18 protein-coding genes are annotated in these 24182 nt (G+C 47.2%); 2 read left to right on the top strand and 16 right to left on the bottom strand.

Features of this window, described 5'->3' with window-relative positions:
* Positions 1 to 164: 164 nt before the first annotated feature.
* The 8 genes from KI362_RS03895 to KI362_RS03930 form a co-directional block, all read right to left on the bottom strand.
* Positions 165 to 3035 carry a glycoside hydrolase family 3 C-terminal domain-containing protein gene (locus tag KI362_RS03895; RefSeq protein ID WP_301625001.1) on the bottom strand — a complete coding sequence of 957 codons (2871 nt, stop codon included), beginning with the start codon at positions 3033 to 3035 and terminating at the stop codon, positions 165 to 167.
* A 282-nt stretch (positions 3036 to 3317) separates the two neighbouring features.
* Positions 3318 to 4628, bottom strand: coding sequence for an ATP-binding protein (locus KI362_RS03900; protein ID WP_301625003.1), 1311 nt, complete (start codon positions 4626 to 4628; stop codon positions 3318 to 3320).
* Positions 4625 to 5335, bottom strand: a complete 711-nt coding sequence (locus KI362_RS03905; RefSeq protein ID WP_301625004.1) for a LytR/AlgR family response regulator transcription factor — start codon at positions 5333 to 5335, stop codon at positions 4625 to 4627. The genes KI362_RS03900 and KI362_RS03905 overlap by 4 nt, the downstream gene beginning before the upstream one ends.
* Before the next feature lie 81 nt (positions 5336 to 5416).
* On the bottom strand, positions 5417 to 6997 hold the full coding sequence (locus KI362_RS03910; RefSeq protein ID WP_301625006.1) for a methyl-accepting chemotaxis protein: 1581 nt from the start codon (positions 6995 to 6997) through the stop codon (positions 5417 to 5419).
* A gap of 856 nt (positions 6998 to 7853) precedes the next feature.
* The gene (locus KI362_RS03915) at positions 7854 to 8432 is read right to left on the bottom strand and encodes a TetR-like C-terminal domain-containing protein (protein WP_301625008.1); all 579 of its coding nucleotides are present in this window, start codon (positions 8430 to 8432) and stop codon (positions 7854 to 7856) included.
* On the bottom strand, positions 8410 to 9165 hold the full coding sequence (locus KI362_RS03920; protein WP_301625009.1) for an MBL fold metallo-hydrolase: 756 nt from the start codon (positions 9163 to 9165) through the stop codon (positions 8410 to 8412). Before KI362_RS03920 ends, KI362_RS03915 begins: the two co-directional genes overlap by 23 nt.
* A gap of 239 nt (positions 9166 to 9404) precedes the next feature.
* Entirely contained in the window at positions 9405 to 10850 is a 1446-nt protein-coding gene (locus KI362_RS03925) for a glycoside hydrolase family 1 protein (RefSeq protein ID WP_301625011.1), read from the bottom strand.
* 31 nt (positions 10851 to 10881) lie between these two features.
* Positions 10882 to 12267 carry a PTS transporter subunit EIIC gene (locus KI362_RS03930; RefSeq protein ID WP_301625013.1) on the bottom strand — a complete coding sequence of 462 codons (1386 nt, stop codon included), beginning with the start codon at positions 12265 to 12267 and terminating at the stop codon, positions 10882 to 10884.
* A gap of 223 nt (positions 12268 to 12490) precedes the next feature.
* On the opposite strand from KI362_RS03930, the gene KI362_RS03935 reads away from it, so the two are divergent.
* Positions 12491 to 13150, top strand: coding sequence for a helix-turn-helix transcriptional regulator (locus KI362_RS03935; RefSeq protein ID WP_301625014.1), 660 nt, complete (start codon positions 12491 to 12493; stop codon positions 13148 to 13150).
* A 72-nt stretch (positions 13151 to 13222) separates the two neighbouring features.
* Here KI362_RS03935 and KI362_RS03940 read toward each other — a convergent pair whose 3' ends face one another.
* The 8 genes from KI362_RS03940 to KI362_RS03975 form a co-directional block, all read right to left on the bottom strand.
* Positions 13223 to 13708, bottom strand: a complete 486-nt coding sequence (locus KI362_RS03940) for a PTS sugar transporter subunit IIA (RefSeq protein WP_301625016.1) — start codon at positions 13706 to 13708, stop codon at positions 13223 to 13225.
* Between the two features lie 311 nt (positions 13709 to 14019).
* Positions 14020 to 14499, bottom strand: coding sequence for a GyrI-like domain-containing protein (locus KI362_RS03945; protein WP_301625017.1), 480 nt, complete (start codon positions 14497 to 14499; stop codon positions 14020 to 14022).
* A 139-nt stretch (positions 14500 to 14638) separates the two neighbouring features.
* Positions 14639 to 15553: an alpha/beta hydrolase gene (locus KI362_RS03950; RefSeq protein ID WP_301625019.1), complete on the bottom strand. Its 915-nt coding sequence runs from the start codon at positions 15551 to 15553 to the stop codon at positions 14639 to 14641.
* A 132-nt stretch (positions 15554 to 15685) separates the two neighbouring features.
* The gene (locus KI362_RS03955; protein WP_301625021.1) at positions 15686 to 16576 is read right to left on the bottom strand and encodes a carbohydrate ABC transporter permease; all 891 of its coding nucleotides are present in this window, start codon (positions 16574 to 16576) and stop codon (positions 15686 to 15688) included.
* 11 nt (positions 16577 to 16587) lie between these two features.
* Positions 16588 to 17478 carry an ABC transporter permease gene (locus KI362_RS03960; protein WP_301625023.1) on the bottom strand — a complete coding sequence of 297 codons (891 nt, stop codon included), beginning with the start codon at positions 17476 to 17478 and terminating at the stop codon, positions 16588 to 16590.
* 80 nt (positions 17479 to 17558) lie between these two features.
* Entirely contained in the window at positions 17559 to 19196 is a 1638-nt protein-coding gene (locus KI362_RS03965; RefSeq protein WP_301625024.1) for an extracellular solute-binding protein, read from the bottom strand.
* 191 nt (positions 19197 to 19387) lie between these two features.
* Positions 19388 to 21178 carry a sensor histidine kinase gene (locus KI362_RS03970; protein WP_301625026.1) on the bottom strand — a complete coding sequence of 597 codons (1791 nt, stop codon included), beginning with the start codon at positions 21176 to 21178 and terminating at the stop codon, positions 19388 to 19390.
* A gap of 4 nt (positions 21179 to 21182) precedes the next feature.
* On the bottom strand, positions 21183 to 22781 hold the full coding sequence (locus KI362_RS03975; protein WP_301625027.1) for a response regulator: 1599 nt from the start codon (positions 22779 to 22781) through the stop codon (positions 21183 to 21185).
* A 245-nt stretch (positions 22782 to 23026) separates the two neighbouring features.
* Here KI362_RS03975 and KI362_RS03980 point away from each other — a divergent pair, with 245 nt between their 5' ends.
* Positions 23027 to 24157 (top strand): glycoside hydrolase family 27 protein, encoded by a 1131-nt coding sequence (locus tag KI362_RS03980; RefSeq protein ID WP_301625029.1) that lies wholly within the window; start codon positions 23027 to 23029, stop codon positions 24155 to 24157.
* Positions 24158 to 24182 lie beyond the last annotated feature (25 nt).

Genomic DNA, 24182 nt, shown 5'->3' on the forward strand with positions numbered 1-24182 from the left:
CTGTCATTCTAGCATGGTTCTATTTCGTGCTCAGACCCAACTCACAAACTGTATTTATTTCTGCACGAACTGTTCATGTCCATTTACGAAACATTTCGGCGGTACCCTCGGATAGGAGAGTACCGCCATAAAGTTTATTCCTCTGATTTAATCACAGAGTGAACTTATACACTGATTTTTTTCTGTTTAATCAGCTTTCTCGAGACGATGAACATTGCACCAAGAGCGATAAGGCCGATGACAATGTTTGCAGCAATTAACCAATACTTCCATAATGGCAATACAGCAACAATTTTAGAAGTAACGGAAACTCCGTTCATTGCATTGCTATTAATAATTGTGTAGAGAATTGCGTGAGTTGATTCTCTGATGTTACTTACTGTGGCAGGTGTTAACTGATCCTTTGTGAATTTCCATAGGTTTGCATCCGTGTTCAACCAGAGATTAGTACCTGCTTCCTGACCTTCCAAAATATCTTGGTAGGCGAAGATCGGAAAGGATGCCTGATCGGTGATCACCAAACCTTTAAAGCCCCATTCATTACGAAGTGTTTCTGTCATCAGGCCTTTATGACCTCCTGACCAACGGGCGCCAATTCGATTCATGCTCGCCATAGCCCCAAGTACTTCGCCTTCACGAACGGTTGTCTCAAAAGGCTGCAAATATAGTTCACGAGTCGTTTGTTCATTTGCAAACATAGCGCCGCCCATGCGGTTGGTTTCTTGTTCATTTAGAACAAAGTGCTTCATCATCGCGAATGCGCCCTTGGACTGAACACCTACGACTTCACTCGCGGCAAGTTTGCCTGAAAGGAAACTATCTTCAGAGAAATATTCAAAGTTTCTTCCTCCGAATGGCGTACGGTGAATGTTAATACCAGGTGCATACCAGCCTGCTACTTTGTTGCTAAGGCTATCTTCACCGATTAATTCACCCAATTCGCGAATCAGATCCACATTCCATGTAGACGCCATAACGACCTCTCCCGGATAAGCCACAGCCTTTACATTACCACCAACAAGTTCACCGGAGATTCCAGCAGGACCATCCTTATTAATGGTTGCAGGAAGATTAATGGATGGGATAGGCACTGTTGCATATCCTCCCATTCTGACTAGCTCGGTCATTTCGTCAACTGTTAACTGATCAAGCAGTACGTCCCATAACTTGTCGTCATATTCCCTTCCAATAAACATCGCAGCACTTAATTTTCCGTATTCCTCATTAATCTTTCCTGTCGCAGGCATTACAGCCTCAGGATCCTCTGTGTGAGAGACTTCAAGATCGGCGAGGAACTCTTGAGATGCAGTCATAGTACCCTCTGCGTATGTCACTGGCCATGTGCCTGTCCAGTCATTTCTTGAAAGGTATTCAAACGATGGATCATATTTTTTAATATCTACGTCAGCAAACTGATTCGTAATCTCATTTCCTGTAGCTGCGGATACTTTGTACGTTGTAGAATCCAGCTGATCAACAGTAAAATCCTTTACAAACGCTTCATTGCCGTCAGCATCCATTTGATCGGCTGTTGTCTTGCCCTTTGCTGCAAGGATATTATTCAATGAATCATGTGCGTTTCGACCTGCCGCAAAATAATAGGTGCCTGCATCAACAATGTATGTGCCATAGCCATGTGTATCATAGGTTTTCATTTCTTCTTTGTCGATTTCAATGTTGACCGTTTCTGACTTACCAGGCTCAATTGCTGAGGTTTTTGCAAAACCAACCAGTTCGGCAGAAGCCTTCTCAATTTTGTTTTGCTTGTCATATTCTGTATAAGGAGACTGCATATAAATCTGAACAACTTCCTTACCCGCAACAGAACCTGTATTCGTTACATTTAAGGAGACTTCGTACGTGTCATCCAATTCTTTTACGTTGTAGTCAGACCATTCAAATGTCGTGTAGGACAGACCATATCCAAAGGGAAACTGTACTTGGGTACTGTAATCGTAATTTGCCGCACTCTCATTGCCAAGAACTACATCCTCATATCTGGTTTCATAATAGCGATACCCGACATAAATGCCTTCCGCGTAAACCATATAGGAATTCCCCATAGTAACTTTGCTGTTGGCAATGTTGTAATTACCGAAGTTTTTCATTGCTGGAGAACTAAACACATCATAAGCATACGTATCAACTAATTTCCCGGACGGATTGACATTCCCGTTAAGAACTTCACCGATAGCATTAGCGCCATGCGGTCCGATAGCGCCCACTACAATAGCTGCATCAATGTCATACTCCTCCAGAAACCCTAATTCTAATGTGTTGGAGGCGTTGATTAAAACAATGACCTTATCAAATTTTTCAGTTGCCAGCTTAAGCAAATCTCTTTCGTTGTCATCAATCTCTAGATAATGAGAACCTGTAGGCAGCACAGCGGTCGTAAGATCGGAGCTTTCCCCACCGGAACGGCCAATCACAACTACTGCAGCGTCATTGTAATCCGAGAAGCTCTTCATGACTTCATCTTTATAAACACTTGCAGGGACTTCATTCACGGCATAAGGGCCCTTACCATAAATGTCTGGAACTTCTTTTCTGTAAGATGATCCGTCCCCCGTCTTATAAAAATCCCAAAGTGTCTTATTGATTTCAAATCCAGAGCTTGTTAGCGCAGCCAATAAATCAGGCGCTTTATTTGTATCAACTAATCCCGAAATGCCTGCTCCGTACACAAGATCGACAGAGCTCTGACCTAATAAACTGATTTTTGATCCAGCTTTCAGTGGCAGCGCGTTGTTATCATTTTTTAATAGCACAATACCTTCTTCTACGATTTCCTGACTGATCCGTTCACCTTCCGTCTGCATTTCGTCTGCAGAAGTAAATGCGCTCTTATAATATTCGGAATCCACCTCCGTATCGTCTTTTGAAGATACTATCTTGTCAGTGGAATGACCTAAATAGGTTGTGATGATCTGAGAATACTTTTCTGCATAAACGTTGCCTACGATTAGGCCTATAATTAGTATAATACTTACGATATAAGTACTAATTGCGGCCGTTTTTGATATGTTCTTCATGTAATATACCCCCATTTATTAATCAGAATTTTTCTCGAAGTTCATACTCGTTAGCGATTTTAAATAGGGTAAAGCGCATACATTTTATTCCTGTATTTAAACGCTTACGACTATATAATCTTCGATGGCATACGGGTATTCTAACACTTATTTATTTTAAAGAAGGAGAAACGCACGAACTGTCTCTTTTTTTGCATAAACTGCATCACGGCATACCAAAATAGCGGGCAAGCAGCCAGTTGGCCCACTGACTACTTGCCCGCCGTTTCTCCCAAATTCGCTCTATTTCTGTTTCATCGGAATTAATATTTTCAATTCAAACCAGTTGTCCTGCTTGCCAATGCTGACGACACCGCCGTATTTTTCCACGGAATAACGAATACTTTTTAACCCATAGCCATGATTGAACGTATCCGTTTTTGTCGTAACCGGCAAATTGCCGTCCAATTCCAATTCGCCTTCAAAATAGTTTTCAAAACGAATCATAATGAAGCCCTTCTGCGCGAAGACCGATACATGAATCAAGCGCTTTTCCGCTTCTTCAATCCGTTGCTCATATTCGATTGCATTATCGAGCGCATTGCCAAAAATCGTACATATATCGATAATATCGATATCACTGAGCAAGCTTCCATCCGCCACGCAAGTAAGCGTGATCCCATTTCTAATGCAATGCATATTTTTGCTGGCCAGCAGTGTATCCAATACATGATTGCCCGTTTTGTTCTGCGCCTCAAAAAATTTAATTTCGTCCTCCATTTTCTTTAGGTAAGCGTTGCGTTTCTCCGTATCTTCTTCCGCTCGTACCGCAATAATTTGATTTTTCAAATCATGATATTTCAGATTGATCAGCTCGATGCTTTCTTTAGATTGCTGGTATTGCACGTACTGATGCTGGAGAATGTTTTGCACCGCTTTCAGCTCATGCCGGATGCGCAGTTCATTAAGCTGAATGTGGTAAGCATATAGAATCGCAAAGCCGCCCAGATCGACAAGTGTACGAATATTCAAAATCTCTTGGGCATACTGTCCGCTGAATGGCGTTTGCGTGCTGACAAAGCTTAAATTGCTAATGCCGAATACGGCAGCGCCGATAAATACGGTCGACCACAGCTCACGCTGTCTAATATTCAGTTTGCCTTCCTCGGGAATGTGCCGCTTCTCCAGCAGCCAAATGATCGCAAACGCTGTCCCGTAGATAAGCAGCAACAGCAGGGATTCCTGCCACGCCGAAGCAGGCTTGTTCTGCCAAACGAACACATGGACCTGCCATTCCAAGGAAGCGACAAATTCAGCGGCTACAAAGGCCCTTACGCTATAATATCCCGCTTCCAGCGCACTGATATGGCAGCTGATATACATGAAATAAAACATAATTCCAATCGCGGCAACCATGCAGGGAATCCAAAAATAAACGGGAAAATTCTTCGTCAGCATTAAGAACAAGGACTGCAGTACAAGAAAACCACCCGCGAAAGCGAATAAACTCCAGCCCTTCAGCCGTTTTCTCAACGGGATAATGTACACGATACAGGCCAGCCACTCTGCCAGTGCCGTATACAATCGGGGAATATCCGGAAGCACAGTATTCATTTGATCACTTCTCCCCAATAGTTGGACAACGCCTCCATGAACGCTTTGCGTTTGGGACGGCTGATCAGCAGGAGCTTTCCTTTGACGATCGCAAACACATCCTCCATTCCTTCCACATGCTCCAGGTTAATGAAGTAGCCTTTATTCCCTCGAAAGAAGGGATACCCGGCAAGCTGATCCTCCAGCTCCTTCATCGTGCCGATGGTCTCCACCTCGCCGCTTTTCGTAACAAATACCAGCTTGTGTCCCAGGCTCTCAATGTAATAAATATCCGAAATTTGAAATCGCTTGACCCCGGCTTTAATCTTAAGTGTAATGTGATGCTCTTCCCGACGCTTCATCCGTTCAATCGCCCGGTTCAACCGCTGGGAGAACTGAAAATAGGAGATCGGCTTCAGCACGTAATCAAGCGCGTCAACCGCGTACCCCTTAATCGCATACTGTGCCATATTGGTAATGAAAATGATGACCACCTCGGAGTCCATCTTTCTGATCTCCTCCGCAGCCGCCATGCCGTCCATAAAGCGCATCTGTACATCCATCAGAATAATATCGAATTGGGCCTTGAAGCCCTCTACAAATTCATCGCCGTCCCCGTAGGTTGCGAGATCTATATGTTCGCCGGTCTCTTGCTCGAACCGTTTCAGAAAATCAGTAAGCTGCTCTTTGTAATGAGCTTCATCCTCAACAATCGCAATCCGGATCATGTTTCCCCTCCTTACCCTTCATCAGGGAACAAAAATACCATGATTATAGCAGACAAAAGCACATCTTTCCACACGCTCGATCTAGATCTTTTTAAACTTATTTACATGGTCATGTAAACGATTTACAATTTCCTGATTATAGCTTACTTCGTCCGAAATGGTAGTCATCGATTCAAGCAAGCTCGATGTGCTTTCATTAGCATCAATCATTACATTCACCCCGTCCTCTACAGCCAAACTGATTCCCCTGATGCCTTCGGCCATATTGGTTGAGATGCTCCTTAATTCTTCTGATTGGCTCGTAAAGCGCGACAGCATTTGATTGATGTTCTCCACATCAGCCTTATAATTATTAGCTGTATCTACAAAGTTGGCGTAGTCGTCCAGTACCCTGCCCGAGATATAAGACATAATCCTATTTGCGTTATCGACAAGCTCCTTCACCGAGTCTGTCACCAAAGCGCTGATCGTCTGGATATGGTTCGCGGTATGTTTCGTATTTTCCGAAAGCTTTCTGATTTCATCCGCTACGACGGCAAAGCCCTTTCCGGCATCTCCAACTCTTGCCGCCTCTATAGAAGCATTCAGGGCCAGGAGATTCGTCTGGGTGGAAATGTCCAGAATGTTCGTGGTGAGCTCATTAATTTTTTCCACAGAGCGGCTGTTCGATATAGCACTAGACATCCCTTGCTCAATATCCTGCACCACAGACATCGTCTGAAGCTTGCTTTGGTTGGACTGTGAATGGATATGCTCGGCACGATTGAGAATATGGGCAACCTGATCATAATTGGCGCCGGCATCGTCTGCAATAAGATTTGCTGCCGAAAGCACGAGCTGGGCCCCATGATCGATGTCCTGAATGGTGCTGCTGATTTCCTCCATGCTTGCTGTCATTTCATTTAAACCTGCTGATATGGTTGTTGTAGCGTCTGTGGAGGCCAGGATATTGTTACTAATGTTCTCAGCCGATTGATGAATTTGATTGGAGCCCAGCTTTATCGAGACCATAGCGCTCTGCAATATCTCTAAAAAGCGGTTCATTCCATGGGTCATTTGCCCGATTTCATTATCTGAAATATGCTCTAATCTAACCGTCAAATCCCCCTCATTATGCTCCAGACTATGGATGATTTGATTGAGATTTTTACTCGCCGTATGAATTGGGCGAATGATCGCTTTCAAGACGAATCTGAAGGCAACAACAACAGAAATCAGGAATAGGATGGCCATCGCATAAATGATTACGGAGGATCTTGTTAGTCTGGAATCAATGAGTGCTTTCTCATGGGCAATGCTACTATCCAGCACGGCCTGAAATTGAGCTTCCGCTTCCTGCATAGCTCCTGCGAGACGATCCAACTCGATGTAGCTTTCTTTCGCTAATGCCTCATCCCCTTGGACAATCTGATTCAATACTAACGCAATTTGACTTAAATAGGCTTCTATTGAAGCCTGATAAGGCAGGTATGAAGCTCGAAGCGCGTCGTCCTTCACCTTGCTGGAGAACTCCTCCGTTAGATCAGATATGGTATTAGCACCGGCTGTCGCCTGCTCAACAATCTTGTGCGTTGCCGGCACTTCTTCAATTACTCTTCCGTTTCCCAAAAGGGCTGCCTGAACGGATAAATCAATCCGGCCTAACTCTTTAGCTAGTTTCAACTGCTCATTCTCCAGAACCAGGAATGAATTTGAAAATAAAGTGGCGGATAATTGCACTTGAGAATTAGTAATTCCACTGATTAAGGTGTTTAATACAAAGAGGAATGTGAGGAATAAAAGTACAAATTTGATCTGAAACGAGATGGTTTTCCGCATACGCTAACGCTCCCTGATCGTTCTATTTGGATAAAAGCGCATACATCTTTACTTAGGCGCTCTTCCCCCATACTAAGAAAATGTAGCACAAAGAATTCCCTTTCATGGGCCTCTTGCTCAAACTGTATAAATTACTGCATAAACTGTTATTATGATCTAAGGAGCGCTGTTGTTCGCCGGATTCTCGGGCTGAACGCAGCTAAATGTAGCTGAATGCGGCTGAATGCGGCTCTGAATGCGGATGAATGCGGCAGAATGCAGTTGCTTGCATATTGAAGTACGAGGAAGTTTTGTACGTTTTTTCGCATAAATTATCCTCCCCATTCTCCCAATCGATGCAAGTTGTACGAATAATCGTATAAAAAGCATGGCTTATCCTCTGAAAACGGAAAATTTGTACGAATATTCGTATAAACCGCCTATCATTCTCTCAAGAAAACCTTCCTTTGTATGAAATATCGTATAAAACTCTCTTTCCTACCCTATGGACTATGGACTCTAATAAGTTGAACTACTGAATTTTACGTTCTGGGGCAACGTGTGAAGTGTGCTTACGATCGCTGTTGTTTATGCCCTTTCTACGTAGCTTTTATAGTTCAACTAATATAGTCACCATCATCATGCGTTAGGTACTGCTTTCCGTTTTAAGCGCACAAAAAAACAGCAGTCAAATAGCTGATCTGCTGTTTATCCAAAGCGTTTATGATTTGAAGGAATCAGGATTTTTGACTCCGGCCAGAAAAGTATCCACCATGAGCCGAAAGGTAACGTCCAGGTCGAGCGGCAGGCCAAAGCCGCCCTGCTGCTCCAGCGTTACGAAGCCGTGCAGCAGACTGCGGATCGTCCGCACCGCATGAACGGCGCTGTCGCCGGACAGTCCGTAACCGTCCATTGTCCGGTAAATTTGCTCCAGCACCCTTTCCCCGGCTTGCTCCAAGAGCTCGTCGCCGGGGGACGGCGCCGCCTGCAGAGCTTGATACAAGCCGGGATGCTCACGGGCGAAGCTGAGGTACGCCCGGCTGAATGCCCGGACCGCGTCATCCCCGGACAGGCCGGCGACCTCTCCCTCAAGCCGGACGGCGAGCTCTTCCAGGCCGCGATGCGCAAGCAAGCGGCGCAGCTGGGGCAGTCCGGCGACATGGTTGTACAGGGAGGGCGGGCGGATCTTCAGCTTCTGAGCAAGCGTCGCCAGCGTTACCGCTTCGAAGCCCTCCGCATCGGCCAGCTCGGCGGCGGCGTTGAGCAAGGCAGGCAAATCAAGACCGATTCTCGGGGACATGAGGCTGTGCACTCCTTTGCTTTATGATCGCTTGCTCCGCTTCAGCGATGGCGCGGTCGAGGGCTTGCGAGGGATCGCTGAGCATGCGGCCGTGACCGACCGCGAGCAGCGATGGCTTCAGCGCTTGCAGCTTGCGGGCGCTGGCAAGCGCCTCTTCCTTGTTCCATGTCGCCATGGCCGGGAACGGGAACCATGGCTTGAGCTGCCCCGACACGGCTACGCCGCCCCGGGTCTGCATGGCGTCTCCCGCGATCAGTGCATCGTTGCGCGTATCCAGAAAGGACATCGAGCCCGGTGTGTGTCCCGGTGTCGCGATGGCAAGCAGGGAGCCAACCCGGTCGCCGTCCCGCAGCAAAACGTCCGGCTCCGCGGCAATCTTACCCGGCTTCGGCACGCCGCCTTGAATCGTTGTAGACGGCTCATGCGCGTCCAGGCTTCTGTCCCCGGCGAGCAGCCGGGCATCGCGCGCGGAGATGTGCAGCTTCGCAGCGGGCAGCGCCCGCTTCAGCGCATCCACCGCGCCGATATGATCGCTGTGCGCGTGGGTAAGCACGATTCGTACGATCGGTTTGCCGATGCGCGCAGCCTCCTCCAGAATCCCCTTCGCGCTATAGGGCAGCGCCGCATCAATCAAAGTCAAGCCATCCTCTTCCTCCACCAAATAGGCATTCACCGGAAAAATGCGCGGCATCCACGTCAATTGCCATACCGTTTTTTCATGTATCACTCTCATATCAGGCTCTCCCTTCACCAAAAACTAATCCTATTAGTTTCATGATAACTAATGGCATTAGTTTTTGCAAGCCCAATATTGAATGAGGCGCCTACGCTATCCCTTCTGCTTCATCACCCGGAAATACTCCGCAACTGATCGATGGAGAATGGATCCCCTAAGCAAAAGGCCCCCAATCCTACTATATAGAGTAGTTTTGGAGGCCTTTCCGTACCCATAAAGCTTAAATGATTGCGATATTACAGTTCTTGTCCGTTGGTTTCAATCACTTTTTTATACCAATGGAAGCTATCCTTCTTCGTTCTCTTCAATGTTCCGTTGCCATGGTTGTCCTTATCCACATGGATGAAGCCGTAACGCTTGTCCATTTCACCGGTTGAACAGCTTACTACATCAATAATTCCCCAAGAGGTATAGCCAACCAGCTCAACGCCGTCTGTGATGGCCTCCTGCATTTGTTGTATATGCTGACGCGTATACTCGATACGATAATCGTCATGAATCTGGCCATCGGCCTCTACCACGTCGCGTGCTCCCAGACCATTTTCCGTAATCATGACAGGCAGACGGTAGCGGTCGTAGACATGGTTCAGTGTATAACGAAGGCCCTTCGGGTCAATCTGCCAATCCCATTCATTGACTTCCAGATAAGGATTCTTGGCTCCGCCCATGATGTTGCCTGAGGTCTGTGCTGTATTCGGGTCGGCGCTTTTACAAATCGTCATATAATAGCTGAAGGTATAGAAATCGCAAATGCCTTCCTTCAAAATCGCCTTGTCCGCCTCGGTCATTTCAATCTGAATATCATTCTCTTCAAAATATCTCAGGGCATAGTAAGGATATTCCCCGCGGTGCATAACGTCGCCGCAGAAGCAGTTTCTGATCAAATCTTCTCTTTGCGCAAGCAACACATCGTCCGGATGGCAGGTATGCGGGTAAACCGTAATATGACAGATCATGGAGCCGAATTGGAATTCCGGATTAATCTTTTTACCGATAACTACCGCTTCTGCACTCGCTACCATTTGGTTGTGCAATGCCTGGTAACGCATGTTCGGATCATCTACCTGGTCCACGAAGTATTTGGTTCCCTCGTGAAGAATACCGCCATGATTCCAGTTGCCGAGCGGCACGGTCAGGTCATTGATTTCATTAAATGTAATCCAGTATTTCACGTCATTTTTGTAACGGGTGAACAAGACCTTACATAGCTCCAAATATTGATCCAGCACTTTCCGTGAAGACCATCCGTTGCATTCCTCGACGAAATGGTAAGGCAGGTCGTTATGATAGATCGTAACCAATGGCTCGATATTGTACTTTTTCAGTTCCTTGAACACCTTGTCGTAGAACTCCAGCCCTTTTTCATTCGGCGTATCCGAATTGCTGTCCGGGAAAATACGGGACCAAGCGATGGACAGGCGATACATTTTCAAGCCCATTTCGGCAAACAGGGCAATATCCTCTTTATAATGATGATAGAAGTCAATGGCTTCATGGGCAGGATAATATTCTCCCTCCACAATTCCTCTGGTAATCCGTCTTGGTTCTCCGAAGGATCCTTCTGTCATTACATCAGCAATGCTGATCCCCTTGCCGTCTACATCCCATGCCCCTTCAATCTGGTTGGCAGCAGTTGCGCCCCCCCAGTAAAATCCTTCAGGAAAGTTTTTCAGTGTTCTCATGTTGTTCCACTCCTTATTTTATCTATATTTTTTAGTTGTCTTCTACCGGATTTTCTTCAAATCCGACGATAAACGTGGTGATAGCGGCTGTGATAAAGGCGATGACAAAGGCAGCAGCCACCAACCAGACATTTCCCGGTTCCCCGATGAACATCGGCAGGGTCAGGAAGGACGGGCCGCCCATGGCATAAGACTTGGCTCCAAAGAATGCGGCAAACGATCCGCCGACCGCACCGCCGATTAAAGCGGCTAAGAACGGCTTTTTCAACCGTAAATTGACTCCGTATATCGCAGGCTCCGTGACACCGGACATCGCTGAGATGGTTGCAGACGCAGCAACGGTCTTCGTGTTCTTGTCCTTGGACTTCAGCCACACTCCGAATGCTGCACCGGCTTGGGCCATATTGGCACTGCCTGATACCGGGCTGATGAAGTTGTAGCCTACTCGGGAAATTCCGTCGATCAGGACCGGCACCATCCCATGCTGCATACCTGTCACGACCAGTACGGAGTAAAGTGCGCCGTAAATCAAACCGGCGAAAATGCCGCCCTTATCAAACAGAATGCTGATAAATCCTGCGATATTATTGCCCAGGAACTGCGCAACAGGACCGATAGCTATCAGGGAGATCGGCGTCGCAATCAAAATAGTAACGGCCGGAACAATAATAATCTTCAGCGCTGACGGCGTGAACCGGTCTACGAATCTCTCAATGTAAGACGCGAACCAAATCGTCAATACAATCGGCAATACGCTGCCGTTATATTTGATCAAGTTCATAGGCGCCCCCAGGAAATGCAACTGGGTTGTCCCCTCTGTCAAGAAGTTCAAGAAGGTCGGATGAAGCATCGCTGCAGCTATGGCAACGGCTACATAGGTATTCATCTTGAAGATTTTGGCCGATGAAATCGCTAACAGAAACGGTAAAAAGGTAAATACGCCGTCACTGATCGTGTTGAGGATCAGATAAGTTTCACTTTGATTACTGAGTACCTTGACCGAGACCAACAGGGCGAGGATCGCTTTGATCAAGCCGGCCCCGGCTAATGCAGGTACGATAGGATTAAATATACCCGCAATCGTGTTCATGACCTTCGTCAGCGTCTTTTCCTTCGGACGTTCTGTTTTTGTATCCGATTTCACTGGAGCTGCTGAAGAACCGCCATTTGCCGAGTCAGACGTATATTCCACAAATTCCTTGTATACGTTCGAGACATTGGGACCGATTACAATTTGGACTTGACTGCCATTCTTAATGACGCCCAATACACCCTTTATTTTTTCAAGCTCCGGTTTGTTGACCTTGCTCACATCGATGATCTCCAAGCGCAAGCGAGTCATACAATGTGTGGATTCTGCGATGTTGCTGCTGCCGCCAATATGATTCAGCACACTAGCGATTAAGTCCTTATACATGTTCTCCCCCATTTCGAAGTTGTTGGTTCTGGTTCGTTACAGCCAAATTATAATGCTAGTATTTTTTTTAGTCAATAGAATAATTTTCATTCAATAAAATAATTTTATTTGGGACTTTTTGAGATAACAAGGCTAAAACCCTATGTTATCCCTTTATAAGTTGTTATATTTGTATTTTTTAGGTATTATTTAATAATGAAATATATTTTAGCGGAGGGGTATCGTGAAGATTACCAAGACGGATCGTGAAATATTGAACTCATACATACAAACCATGAAAGGAATGGGCGCTTTTTTAGGGAGCGGCTATGAACTGATCCTTTACAGCCTTGAGAATCAATCGATTATGATGATTGTTAACGGGGAGCATAGCTCCAGAAAAATCGGGGATTCCATTACGGATAAGGATCTGAATATTTTGGAAAAGGCAAAAAAAATGGAGGAAGGCAACCAACACCTCGTCTACTTTAGCAGAAATTCCTCTGGTGAGCCTATGAAATCAATGATCACGCCGATTGAAGGCTCCAATCATAAAATTATTGGGGTTCTTTGCATCAACTTTTATCTGAATACCTCTTTCGTAAAAGTCATGGGCACCTTCCTTCCGGAACATAACTCTTCACAGAAGGCGCCCGTCATCGACAGCTTTTCCGAGGATCCGCAATCGATCATCCTTCAATCGCTTCAGGAGGCCAAGGCTCAGATCGAGGGCGACACCTCCATTCCAGCTACCGAGAAGAACAAAGCCATTATTGAACAGCTGCTGGTCAACGGAATATTCCAGATCAAAAATTCTGTAGTTATTGTATCTGAATTACTATCTATTTCCAAAAACACGGTTTATCTTCACATCAGAAACTACAAAACCAAACAAAACAACTAAAATAGCCAAAGAAGCCCTGCCGGAGGAACTCCTTAAACAGGGCTTTCTTTATGATTACTGCTCATAAAACGGTTACAAGTCTACGCGGATATAGCTGTCAGAGCCTTCGAGCACCACTTCTATCCCTTTAACGCTTACCAGTCCGTTAGGAACGATAACCGGGGTGATCGTCGGCAGACCGGCCTCACGGATCACGGCCATGTCAAATTCAATAAGCAGTTGCCCTTCCTCAACCCGCTGACCATTCTCAATATGCAGCTTGAATCCTTCACCTTTCAAAGACACGGTATTCATGCCAATATGCATCAGAATCTGCACGCCGCTATCATGCTCCAGCATAACTGCATGCTTACTCTTTTCCATAACATGTACTACCGTGCCGGAGAACGGCGATACCAGTCTGCCTGCGTCAGGCTCAACAGCAAACCCTTGTCCCATTGCGCCCTCCGAAAAAGCTTCATCGGGAACTTCCGACAGTGCCACAACAGTGCCGCTCAGCGGGGATTTGATAACCAATGAGGTTAAGGCTGGCTTCTTTTCCTTGCGTTTAAAAAACATAGGCTTCCTCCCGGATGTCATCATAATGAATAGATAAGTTGCTTCAGATGGATCATAGTTAAAATTATATAGATAGTATTTTTTTTAGTCAATAGAATTTATTTCATTGCGAGGTTGTGTTTATGATGTCTGAATTGAAACCAGTTCATTAAATTTGAAGTTCTTGCTCAATAGTCATATAGTTCATGTTGAAATTTAATTATTCAATTTGACTGACCATGATGAAGGAAAGGGATTTACTGTAATGAAGTGCCTAACATTTCACTCGCCTCCTTCACCGAAATATAATAAACCCTCCAATAGTTGGAGGGTCAAATGGTTTGGTATGGAATTTGTATTTCCGTAGTAAATTTTGACGGATCGTTTGTGAGTCCGTAATCGATTAAAGCAAATTCAAGCGAATCGCCTGCGGGGACATACCCCTTTTGGTCCATGTACTGAAACATCTTGATGTAGGCAGGCTCAGCCTTCTTGTGTGTGCCGTGAAAGCGCAGGGTGAGATATCGACCGCCCGGCAGACAAAATGTGTCTTCCGCATCATCGTCCCCCGGCTCAAGAACCACAAAAATGGAGGAAAATCGATCCAAATTTCGGTTCAATAGATTTTCACATGAGATCGAGACACCCACCTTTCCGAGAAACATAACGGAATTGAGCGAATTCCTGAGTTCCAATTCACGGATGGGCTGCTCCAGATCCTCTGCAAAGGATATCTTGTCGTAGTGCCTAAGTAGCCGAACATCGATATTGAACAATTTGGAGACTTCTCCTATTGAAAATAATTCATTCATGGACCTCATGTATAGTTACTTTTGCTCCTTGTATTCAAAATAATCGAAGTGGGGGATCCGGGTTAAACCTGAACGATTTGAAATCGCGAATTTGAATATATTCGGAAAGACCGATATAAATACTATAGTGCGGCCTGCTCTATGCCTTGCCTGCAATATCAGGCCGGTTCAAGCTCGCCGACAAGAACCTCTCTGTAATTTTAAGGACCTGAGGGTTCCATACACCGTCACCGTGACCTGCACCCACTACTTTATAGAACAAAACCGACTGCCCATGCTTTTTAAGCGCCTTATACATCTCTATACTTTGGTTAATATGAACAACGGTATCGCTATCTCCATGAATGATCAGAAACGGCGGAAGGACTTTATCCAAATTCTGATGGATAGGGCTTGCCTTTTGGGCCAGTTCCACATGATCCTTTACCCGTCCTCCAATAAACAAGCCTTCCGGTGAATCAGCGGCATCATGATCCAGAATATGATTATACTTGCCTAATGTGAGCAGATCCGAAACTCCGTAATAGTCGATGACCGCACTGACTTCATCTGTCTGTTCGCTGTACATTCCGTTGTCAAATTCTCCAATGGTCAGGCCTGTCATTAATGAAAGGTGTCCGCCTGATGAATCTCCCCATACCGCAACACGATTCCGATCAACTCCATATTCATCTGCATGTTTGCGCATAAACCGGATTGCACACTTCACGTCCTCAATTGCTGCCGGAAACCGGGCCACATCCGTATCTCTGATTTCAACGCTTGCTATCACGTACCCCTTTGCTGCAATGTGACATAGATTAGGGATGTTCATATACAAATCCTGTTTCCGCCAGGCGGATCCCTGAACGAAAATAACCAAGGGAAATTTGTACCCGGAACGATGAGGAATTATGATTTGGAGTCTTCTTTCCACTTCTCCATATGTTGCATACACTATGTCAGGCTTATAGGAGCAGGAATAATAAGAGCCTTCTTCGGCAAATTGACCATAGAGAATCTGGGTGCCTTCAGGCGTTTCATTGGCTGCAATCATCGCCGCTTTTTCTTCCATTTGCCATACCTCCTTCTAAATATCGTGATAAACCTTATTATATACTGTTATTCGGCATGCTTTTCCAGAGAAATGACTCGATAAAACGAAATAACAGTCCCCAAAGCTTATATTTGGAGAATCCAATTGCGCCTAACCCTTTACACTTCCCAACACAAGCCCTGTGGTGAAATATTTTTGCAAGAACGGATATATGGCCAGGATCGGAAGGGCGCCAAGGAATAGCTGTGCTGCCCGGCCGGTTCGCGCATTCATCATGGCCAATAGCTGCGTATAATCATTGCCCGACCGCAGCATGATCTGCTCAAAATCGAGCAGCAAGGTTTGCAGATAGCTTTGCAGCGGATAATTCGCCGGATTGTTCATGTAGATGATGCCCTCGAACCAGGAGTTCCAGTGGCCCACAATGCTGAACAGACCTACCGTTGCCAGTGCAGGCTTCAGCAAAGGCAGCAGGATGCGCACCAGAATTTGAATGGGTCCGGCACCGTCGATGGTCGCTGATTCCTCAATTTCCTCGGGCAGCCCGCGGATGAAATTCATCAGGATAATCATGCTGAATATCGGCAGCGCCCCGGGCAGAATCAGGGACCACAGGGAATCGATCAGTCCTGTCTGGACAACGATCAGATAGGTCGGGATCAGCCCGCCGCTGAATAACATGGTGACGACGAAATAACCCATGTAAATGCCGCGCCCCATCACCTTTTCCTTTGATTTGGACAATGGATAGGCGGTAAGCACCATCAACACAAGGTTAACTATCGTTCCCAGCACTACCCGCTTAACGGAAACCCAGAGCGCCTGGTAAAACTGCCCCCCCTCCAGCGCAAATTCGTACGCTTTCAGATTGAAATCCACGGGCCAGAACACCACCTTTCCGGCAGATACTGCGGCGCTGCCGCTGAACGAGACGGCCAGCAGGTTCACGAACGGCAAGATGCACAGCAAAGATACTACAATCAAAAAAGTATAATTAAAAGCATGGAATAAACGACGCCCAAGACTCTTGTCCTGTATCATGCAACCCCTCCTCAGAAAATGCGGTATCCGGCCACTTTATTGGCCAGAACGGCAGACAGAACAACCATGATGGTGGATACAACCGATTTGAACAGTCCTACTGCCGTGGCGACAGAGTATTGGGCTTGCTGAATGCCAAGACGATAAACATAGGTATCGATGATATCCCCCGTTTCGTATACAGACGGCGAATACAGGTTATAAATTTGGTCGAAGCCTGCGTTGAGCACATTCCCCAGCGCCAGCACGGACATTAGTATAATTGTTGGGGTCAGAAGCGGCAGCGTAATGTAGAGCGTCTGCTTCCAGCGCTTGGCGCCGTCAATCAGCGCCGCCTCGTACAAGCCGGGGTCGATGCTGGTCAGAGCCGCCAGATAGACCACCGTGCCAAAGCCAAAGCCTTTCCAAATATCCGTCACGATCATTGTCCACGGGAAAATGGAAGGATTGCCCAGAAAAGATACAGGCTGCACCCCCAACAGACCGAGAAAGCCGTTGACAATGCCTTCCGAGCCTAATATGTCGATCATGATTCCGGCCATAATAATCCAGGAAAGAAAGTTCGGAATATATACCAAAGTTTGAAATGTTCGCTTGAATCGGGTACGAACAACCTCATTCAACAGCAAAGCAAAAATGACGGGCACCACGATGCCCCCGATGATTTTGAATACAGACATGTAGAGGGTATTCCAGATAGTCCGCAGAAAGTTCGGCTGCCGGAAGACATGCTCGAAGTTCTCCATGCCTACCCAGGGCGAGTTAAAGCCCATTCCGGGATTATAATCCTGAAAAGCGATCACCAGCCCGTAGAACGGCATATAGCTGAATATGAATACGACGATAATGCTGGGAATCAGCATCAGATGGTAAGCCCTCTGCCGGTATAATTTTCTTAACATTTCGTTCCTCCTAACGTTCTGAATAACAAGGAAGACGGGCTTGCACCCGCCTCCTCCATCACCACCCGGTACGTTCTCCGTTATTTATTCCCGTAAAGCTCATTAACCGCTTTGGTTACTTCCTCTCCGCCCGCGGTGCTCCAGTTCTGCACAACTGTATCGAAATAATCGATATCCGCCGAGCCCATAATGATTTTTGTGAAGCCCTCGGTGAGGATATCGTCAAGTGTGGAGCCGTACTTTGCCAGTTGCTCCGGCGGCGCTCCCTTGAGACCGGTCTCGATATATTCGCCATTGTCCAGCACCGTCTTCGCAATACTGTAGGCATTCTTCGGCGCACCTTGCTGGAGGTAATCACCAACAGCCGCAGGCGTCCCATTATTCATAAACTCCAGGCTGTTGTTATACTTCTGCCACATGCCGCTGGTTGTAAAAGCACTCGTATCGTTGGTCTTTAGCGCTTCGCTTACCCGCTCATACTGCACGTAATCCGTTTGCGGGTTAATAATCTTGAAGGCTCCGGTCACATGGGCGATGTCCTTGTCCAGGAAGGCAGCCAACGTTTCAGGCGTTTCATGCTCCGACCCTTCGTCCAGCATATGGGCATAGAAGTTCAGCAGCTTGATTGCCGCTTCCGGATGAGCGTAATTTTTATTCACCACGGTGTATACACTGTTCGCAAAAAAGAAGGAATGCACCGGGTTCTTGCCGTCCACGGTCGGGATATTATAGGGATAGAAGATGGCATCCTTCCCCTGATTGGTGACCAGATCTACACCTGGATTATACCCCCACCACTGATAGTAAGGCTGCATTCCGGCTTTGCCGGACACGATGCCCGCATTCATGGCGCTGAAGTCCTTGATTGGAAACTCCGGATCGATGACCCCCAGCTTGAACCATTCTGCCCACTCGGCGATTGCGTCCTTCATTTCGGGCTGAACGGAGCCGTAGACAAGCTGACCATTCTCATCGGGAAGCCACATGTCCGGGTGCGCTCCCCAGCCGACGGCAAGCAGGTTCAGATAATCGAGCGTTTGGTCTATGGCCAAACCGTATCCGCCATAGGCCTCTTTGAATTTGAGTGCTATATTTTTGACGTCTTCCATCGTTTTGGGATCCGGCAGACCCAGTTCTTCCTTCCAATCGTTACGTATCCACAGGAAATCGGGCTGATCGATATATCCCCATTGCAATTGCGGAATACCGTACAACTTGCCGTCTTTCATCCCGGATTCATAGCTGGAACGATCGGCTTCCATATATCCTTTAATCCTGTCGGAGGCATATTGATCGAATACTTCCGTCAAGTCCATGATCATGTCCGCTTTGATCAACTGTTGAAGCTGTGAAGCGTTTACATGAAATACATCGGGTAATTTGTTCGACGAGATGGCCAGATTCAGCTTCGTGTCATATTCGTCGGTTACCCAGTCCGTCACGACATCAATGTTAAGGCGGTCCTTATAAGCTCTTGTCCATACATTCCGGGTCATGTCGTCTCCCTCGGGAAACTGGGCAGAAGAATACTCGGCTCTTACCGTATGCAGAGTGACTGTGTCCTTGTAGGCCCCGAAAGCATAATCGACCTCACCGTTTTCGCCCACCTCCTGAACAGCGGGACCGGGCGTTGCTTCAGACTTGGCATTTGTTCCTCCGCACGCCGAAAGCAAGACAAGTGCGGATGCCATAGTTAAAGAAAGAAATGACTTTTTCATAGTACCCCCCATTTACGCGCTTATTTGAGTCCTCTACATTTTAAACAACCCGGTTGCAAGACGAATACTATCGTTTTTGACTTTTTCTTCTTCTTTTTTGACCTTTTCATCCGAGAGGGAGATACGGGTAAAGCGAACGGTAAAGAAAATGAATCATCCAGTCAAAAAAGTGCAATTCCGCTCTGCTCCGCTTACCCGACCGAACCTGCATCCCGCATCCCGGCTTGCTCGGGCAATCCATACTCTTCGGGGAATACGATCCGGAAGCTGCTCCCTTCCCCCGGCAAAGTACAGAAACGGATAGACTGAGTGTGTCCGGAGAACAGCTGGATTCTGCGCTGCACATTCAGCAGCCCAATCCCTCCCTCATGAGCCTGTTCGCCGCTGAGCAGCTGCTCTACCAGCCGGACGGTCTCCGCATCCATTCCCGCGCCGTTGTCGCAGACATAGATTGCGATGCCTCCCGATTCTCGAGCAATCCGTACGGAGACGATGCCTCCTTCTTCAATTGAAGCCAGACCGTGAAAAATCGCATTTTCAACGAGCGGCTGCAAAATAAGCTTCGGAATCCGGCAAGACAGCAAGGTTTCGTCGGCCTCGATGTCCATACGAATGCGGTTGTAATAGCGAACGTTCTGGATCGTCATGTAATTCCTTAGATTGTCCAGCTCTTCGCTGATGCTGGCCGTCGCTCCTTCGGCCCGGGCCGCATACCTTAACATAGAAATAAGCGAATCGGTCATGATTACAATTTTATCTGCCCGTTGCAGGGAAGCGATCCACTTCACCGTTGCCAATGTATTGTAGAGAAAATGAGGATTGATCTGCGACTGCAGCGCCTTCATCTCCGCTGAAGCTTTCTCCACCTCATCCTTTTGAATTTGCTCGACCAGCCGTTTTAATTCGTGGGACATCCGGTTAAAGCGAACAGCCAGAAGACCGAATTCATCCCGGGACTTAATGTCGCCCACTTGCTCGAATTGGCCCATCTCCACCTGAAGAATGCTGTTCATCAAGCTTTTGATCGGACGGGTAATGAAGCTGGACAGGAACAAAGAGATAAGTAGGAGGAACAGCAGCATCAAAAGCGCTAATTGAATCATGCGATGCTGCAGGACATAACCTTCAGCGGACAGCTCGCTCATCGGAATATAGAGGAAGGTCGTCCAGCGTTGCCGATCGAACGGGCTTTGCACCACGATATGGTCCGATTCATCCGGGCGGACTGTATCGGAAAACTTCTGTCCCAGCAATGCCTCATCGGCGTTGTATATAATGTTGTCCGATTCGTCTACAATTGTGAATCGGGAACTCAGCGCCTTCTGAAGGCGAGTATTGACAACGTCGATAATGTCCAGATCAATGCTCACGACCATAATGCCCAGCACGGTGCCGCTGTTGATATCAAGTATTTTCCGGGCATGCGAGATGGCCATTTTGTTTGGCTTTACTTGCTTGTTGACATGCGTGTCTATGGTCATCATCCGACTGCTGGAGACCTCAAAGAAGCGAAACCATTCTTCCCCCTTCGCACTGTAGCTGTAATCGTATTCCAAGCCGTTGCTGATGAACAAATCTTTGCCTCCGTTCAGATTGTAGATGTAGATGGATATCTCGCTGTCTTTCAACAAAATGTAATTCATGAGCATCCCGCGGGCTTCGTCCGCATTATCATCGCTGTCATCACGCAAATAATCCTGAATGGGATAATTGGCCTTGTCCGCAGCGCTGGTCCCGCTGCTGATGCCGAAGCTGGACACAAGGGTCATTTTTTCAATTTCCTTCAAATATTCGTCGATGCGGATATTCGTCTGTTTGGCCAAATCCATGAGTAGTTCCCTATATTTCGTTTCCAGCAGCCGCTCTGAAGAGGTATAGGCATTGATGGTTATTACGAAGATCGGAATGATTACGACAATGAGGCATAACATAACAATTTTGACCTTGATACTGATAAAGCGCTTCCCCTCGAAATAACGCATTTTTTCACCTCCTGAATTCTTCCGGGCTGACACCGACAATCTTCTTGAAAATTTTACTGAAATATGTGTAATTATGGTATCCAACCTTATCCGCCACTTCGTAGACTTTGTATTTTCGGCTTTCGAGAAAGACCTTTGCCCGTTCAATTCGTACCCGCGTGAGATAAGATATGAAATTTTCTCCTTTTTCCTGCTTGAATACCCTGCTTAAATAGGAGGGATTCACATTGATCTGGCTGGCGACGCTTTGCAGTGAAATATCCTCTGCGTAATAGCGCTGAATCATCTGAACAGCTCGTTCCGCATAGCTCAGCTGCTCCTCATGGCCTCCCTCCGCCAGAAAAATCCGTCTCGTGAATGACGTGAGGACATGATGCAGCCCCTCCAGCGTCTCTTCCAGCAGCAATGCTTCAAAAGGAGATGCGCCGGACGAAGAGATGAGGGTATGATTCCGGTAAGACTGACAAGCGCACGCTGCTTCCGCCAGGCGGATATAGGCCTCTCTTACCACCCGTTCATCTGTTCTGCAGTAGGCGAAACCGTCGCGAAATCGATCCAGGAACCCGATGGCTTTTACCTCATCGCCTTCCTCCAGCACGTTCAAGAAAGCGTAAGCCTTCTCTTCGGGCAGATCACCCGACAATTTATTTTCATACTCAGGCAGGCTATCCTCATCAAAGAGAATATGCCCCGTTCCCTCGAAGAAGCGCCTCCGCATAGCACGATCTGCTTTCCTGTAGGCCGTTCTCAATTCGCGGAGCGAGAACACGACAGGACCAATGCCGATGGACAACGAAAGGTTCATGAAATCCTTCACAGTCTCCCGAATGCTTGCACACAGCTGTTCAAGCTCTTCGCGGCCGGCGACCTTTATCTCTTCTGTAAGGTTTACGATCAGCAAATATTCTGCAGAATTTTCAATTACAATTTCCTTTTTCCATCTGCCAGGAATGATTTCTTCGAGGATGTTTACAATGGAGAATCGCAATAGCTTTTCGTCTTGCTCAACATATTTCTTCCTGACTTCATGAAAATCATCAATACGAAGCTTGACAACCGTCAAGCGCTCGGGCCGAATTCGAACATCCAGATTCTTTGCCTGAATCCGGGCTTCCTTTTCACTCAGCAGCCCGCTGATTATATCTTTGAACAGGTTTTCCTTCATATGTGCAAGACTTTGCCAATAGTCGGAATTGAACGCAAGCGCCCGGGTTCGTCCTTTGTCCTCCCGAACTTTCTGCTTGACGCTTTTCAACAGCTCATCCACGACAGCTGGACTCACCTCGCTTTTGATCAAATAATCAATGGCCCCCAGCTGCATCGCTTCCCGGACATAACGAAACTCATCGAAATTCGACAGCACGACAAATTTACAACTTGGCAGCGCTTTCGAAACTTCGCGAATCAATTGCAAACCGTCCATGACCGGCATTTTGATATCGGTAAGGATCAGGTCGGGTTCGCGGGATAACGCCAGGTCATAAGCTTCTTTTCCATTAGAAGCCTCTCCAATAATCTCAATTCCCCGTTCCTTCCAATTCATCAGGGAGCGGATCGCGAGGCGCATCAACATTTCATCGTCCGCTATAAGCAGTTTCAACATAGCATCTCCCTCTTCCCTAATAGTTCAATTTCTAGTTTGTACTATAAAGGAGCGCAAAAACGCTGGCAACGCTGTTGAGACCGGTAATATGTCCGCCGCTTCATATAACAACACTGCTCCATGTGCATACAACTTTAATCCATAGGACTGCGGACGCGAATCATGCTTTAATACAGGAGAATCGTACATAGGAAGGATGATCGGAGGAAATGAGCAAACAGTCTTTATTGGGCTTGGTCCCGTCAATGGGTTGGAATTCGTGGAATACCTTCACCTGGGATATTAACGAGCAGTTGATCCGCGAAGTGGCGGACCGTTTTGTTACGGAGGGATATAAAGAGGCAGGGTATGAGTATATCGTCATCGATGATTGTTGGAGCCTGAAGCAACGCGATGCGGAAGGCCGGCTCGTGCCGGACCCCGAGAAATTCCCTTCAGGAATGAAGACGCTGGCCGATTATATTCACGGAAAAGGCCTGAAATTCGGGATGTACTCCTGCGTGGGCACCCATACTTGCGCCGGTTATCCCGGCAGCTTTGAGCACGAGTTTCAGGATGCCGAACAGTTGGCCGAGTGGGGGGTTGACTTTTTAAAGTACGACTACTGCTTTAAGCCGCGGCATATTTCCGGAGAGCTGTTGTACAAACGAATGAGCCTGGCTCTAAAAAACTGCGGACGCAATATTCTGTTCTCTGCATGCAACTGGGGAGAAGACGGAGTGTATCAGTGGATTCGGGAATCCGGCGCCCATATGTACCGCTCCACCGGGGATATCCAAGATAATTGGGATTCCATCAAAAAACTTGCCCTGTCCCAGCTTGACAAGCAATGCTACACCGGATCCTTCTGCCACAACGATCTGGATATGCTAGTGGTCGGGATGTACGGGGGAAGCAACAATGACTTTATTGGCCGAATCGGCGGTTGCAGCGATGTCGAGTACAGAACCCATTTTGCGCTTTGGAGCCTGATGGGTTCGCCTCTAATGATCGGCTGCGACATCCGTTCCGCCAATCAGGCAACCAAGGATATTTTACTGAATCCCAACCTGATTGCTATTAACCAGGATCCTGAAAGCCGAGGGGCTTACCGCATCAAGCCGGAGCCGCAATGGTTCCATACCGACGAGGTGTTCATGCTGGTGAGAGTTCTTGCTGACGGTGATTTAGCCATTGGCTTCTTCAACCTCAGTGACGGACAACGTGAAATTTCGCTACAGTTCTGGGATCTCGGACTCCCCTTTGCTTCCGGCTTCTCTCTTTCCCTGAAGGATTGCTGGACCAATGAGGAGTTGGGCGTATACACCGAACGCTTTGCGCCAACCGTGCCGGCCCATGATTGCCTCGTCGTTCGTGCTAAGCTCGTCCGACGATGAACGGCCGCCCGACTTGCAGCGCCTG

This window comes from Paenibacillus apis (assembly GCF_018333295.1).
GTDB lineage: Bacteria > Bacillota > Bacilli > Paenibacillales > Paenibacillaceae > Fontibacillus > Fontibacillus antibioticophila.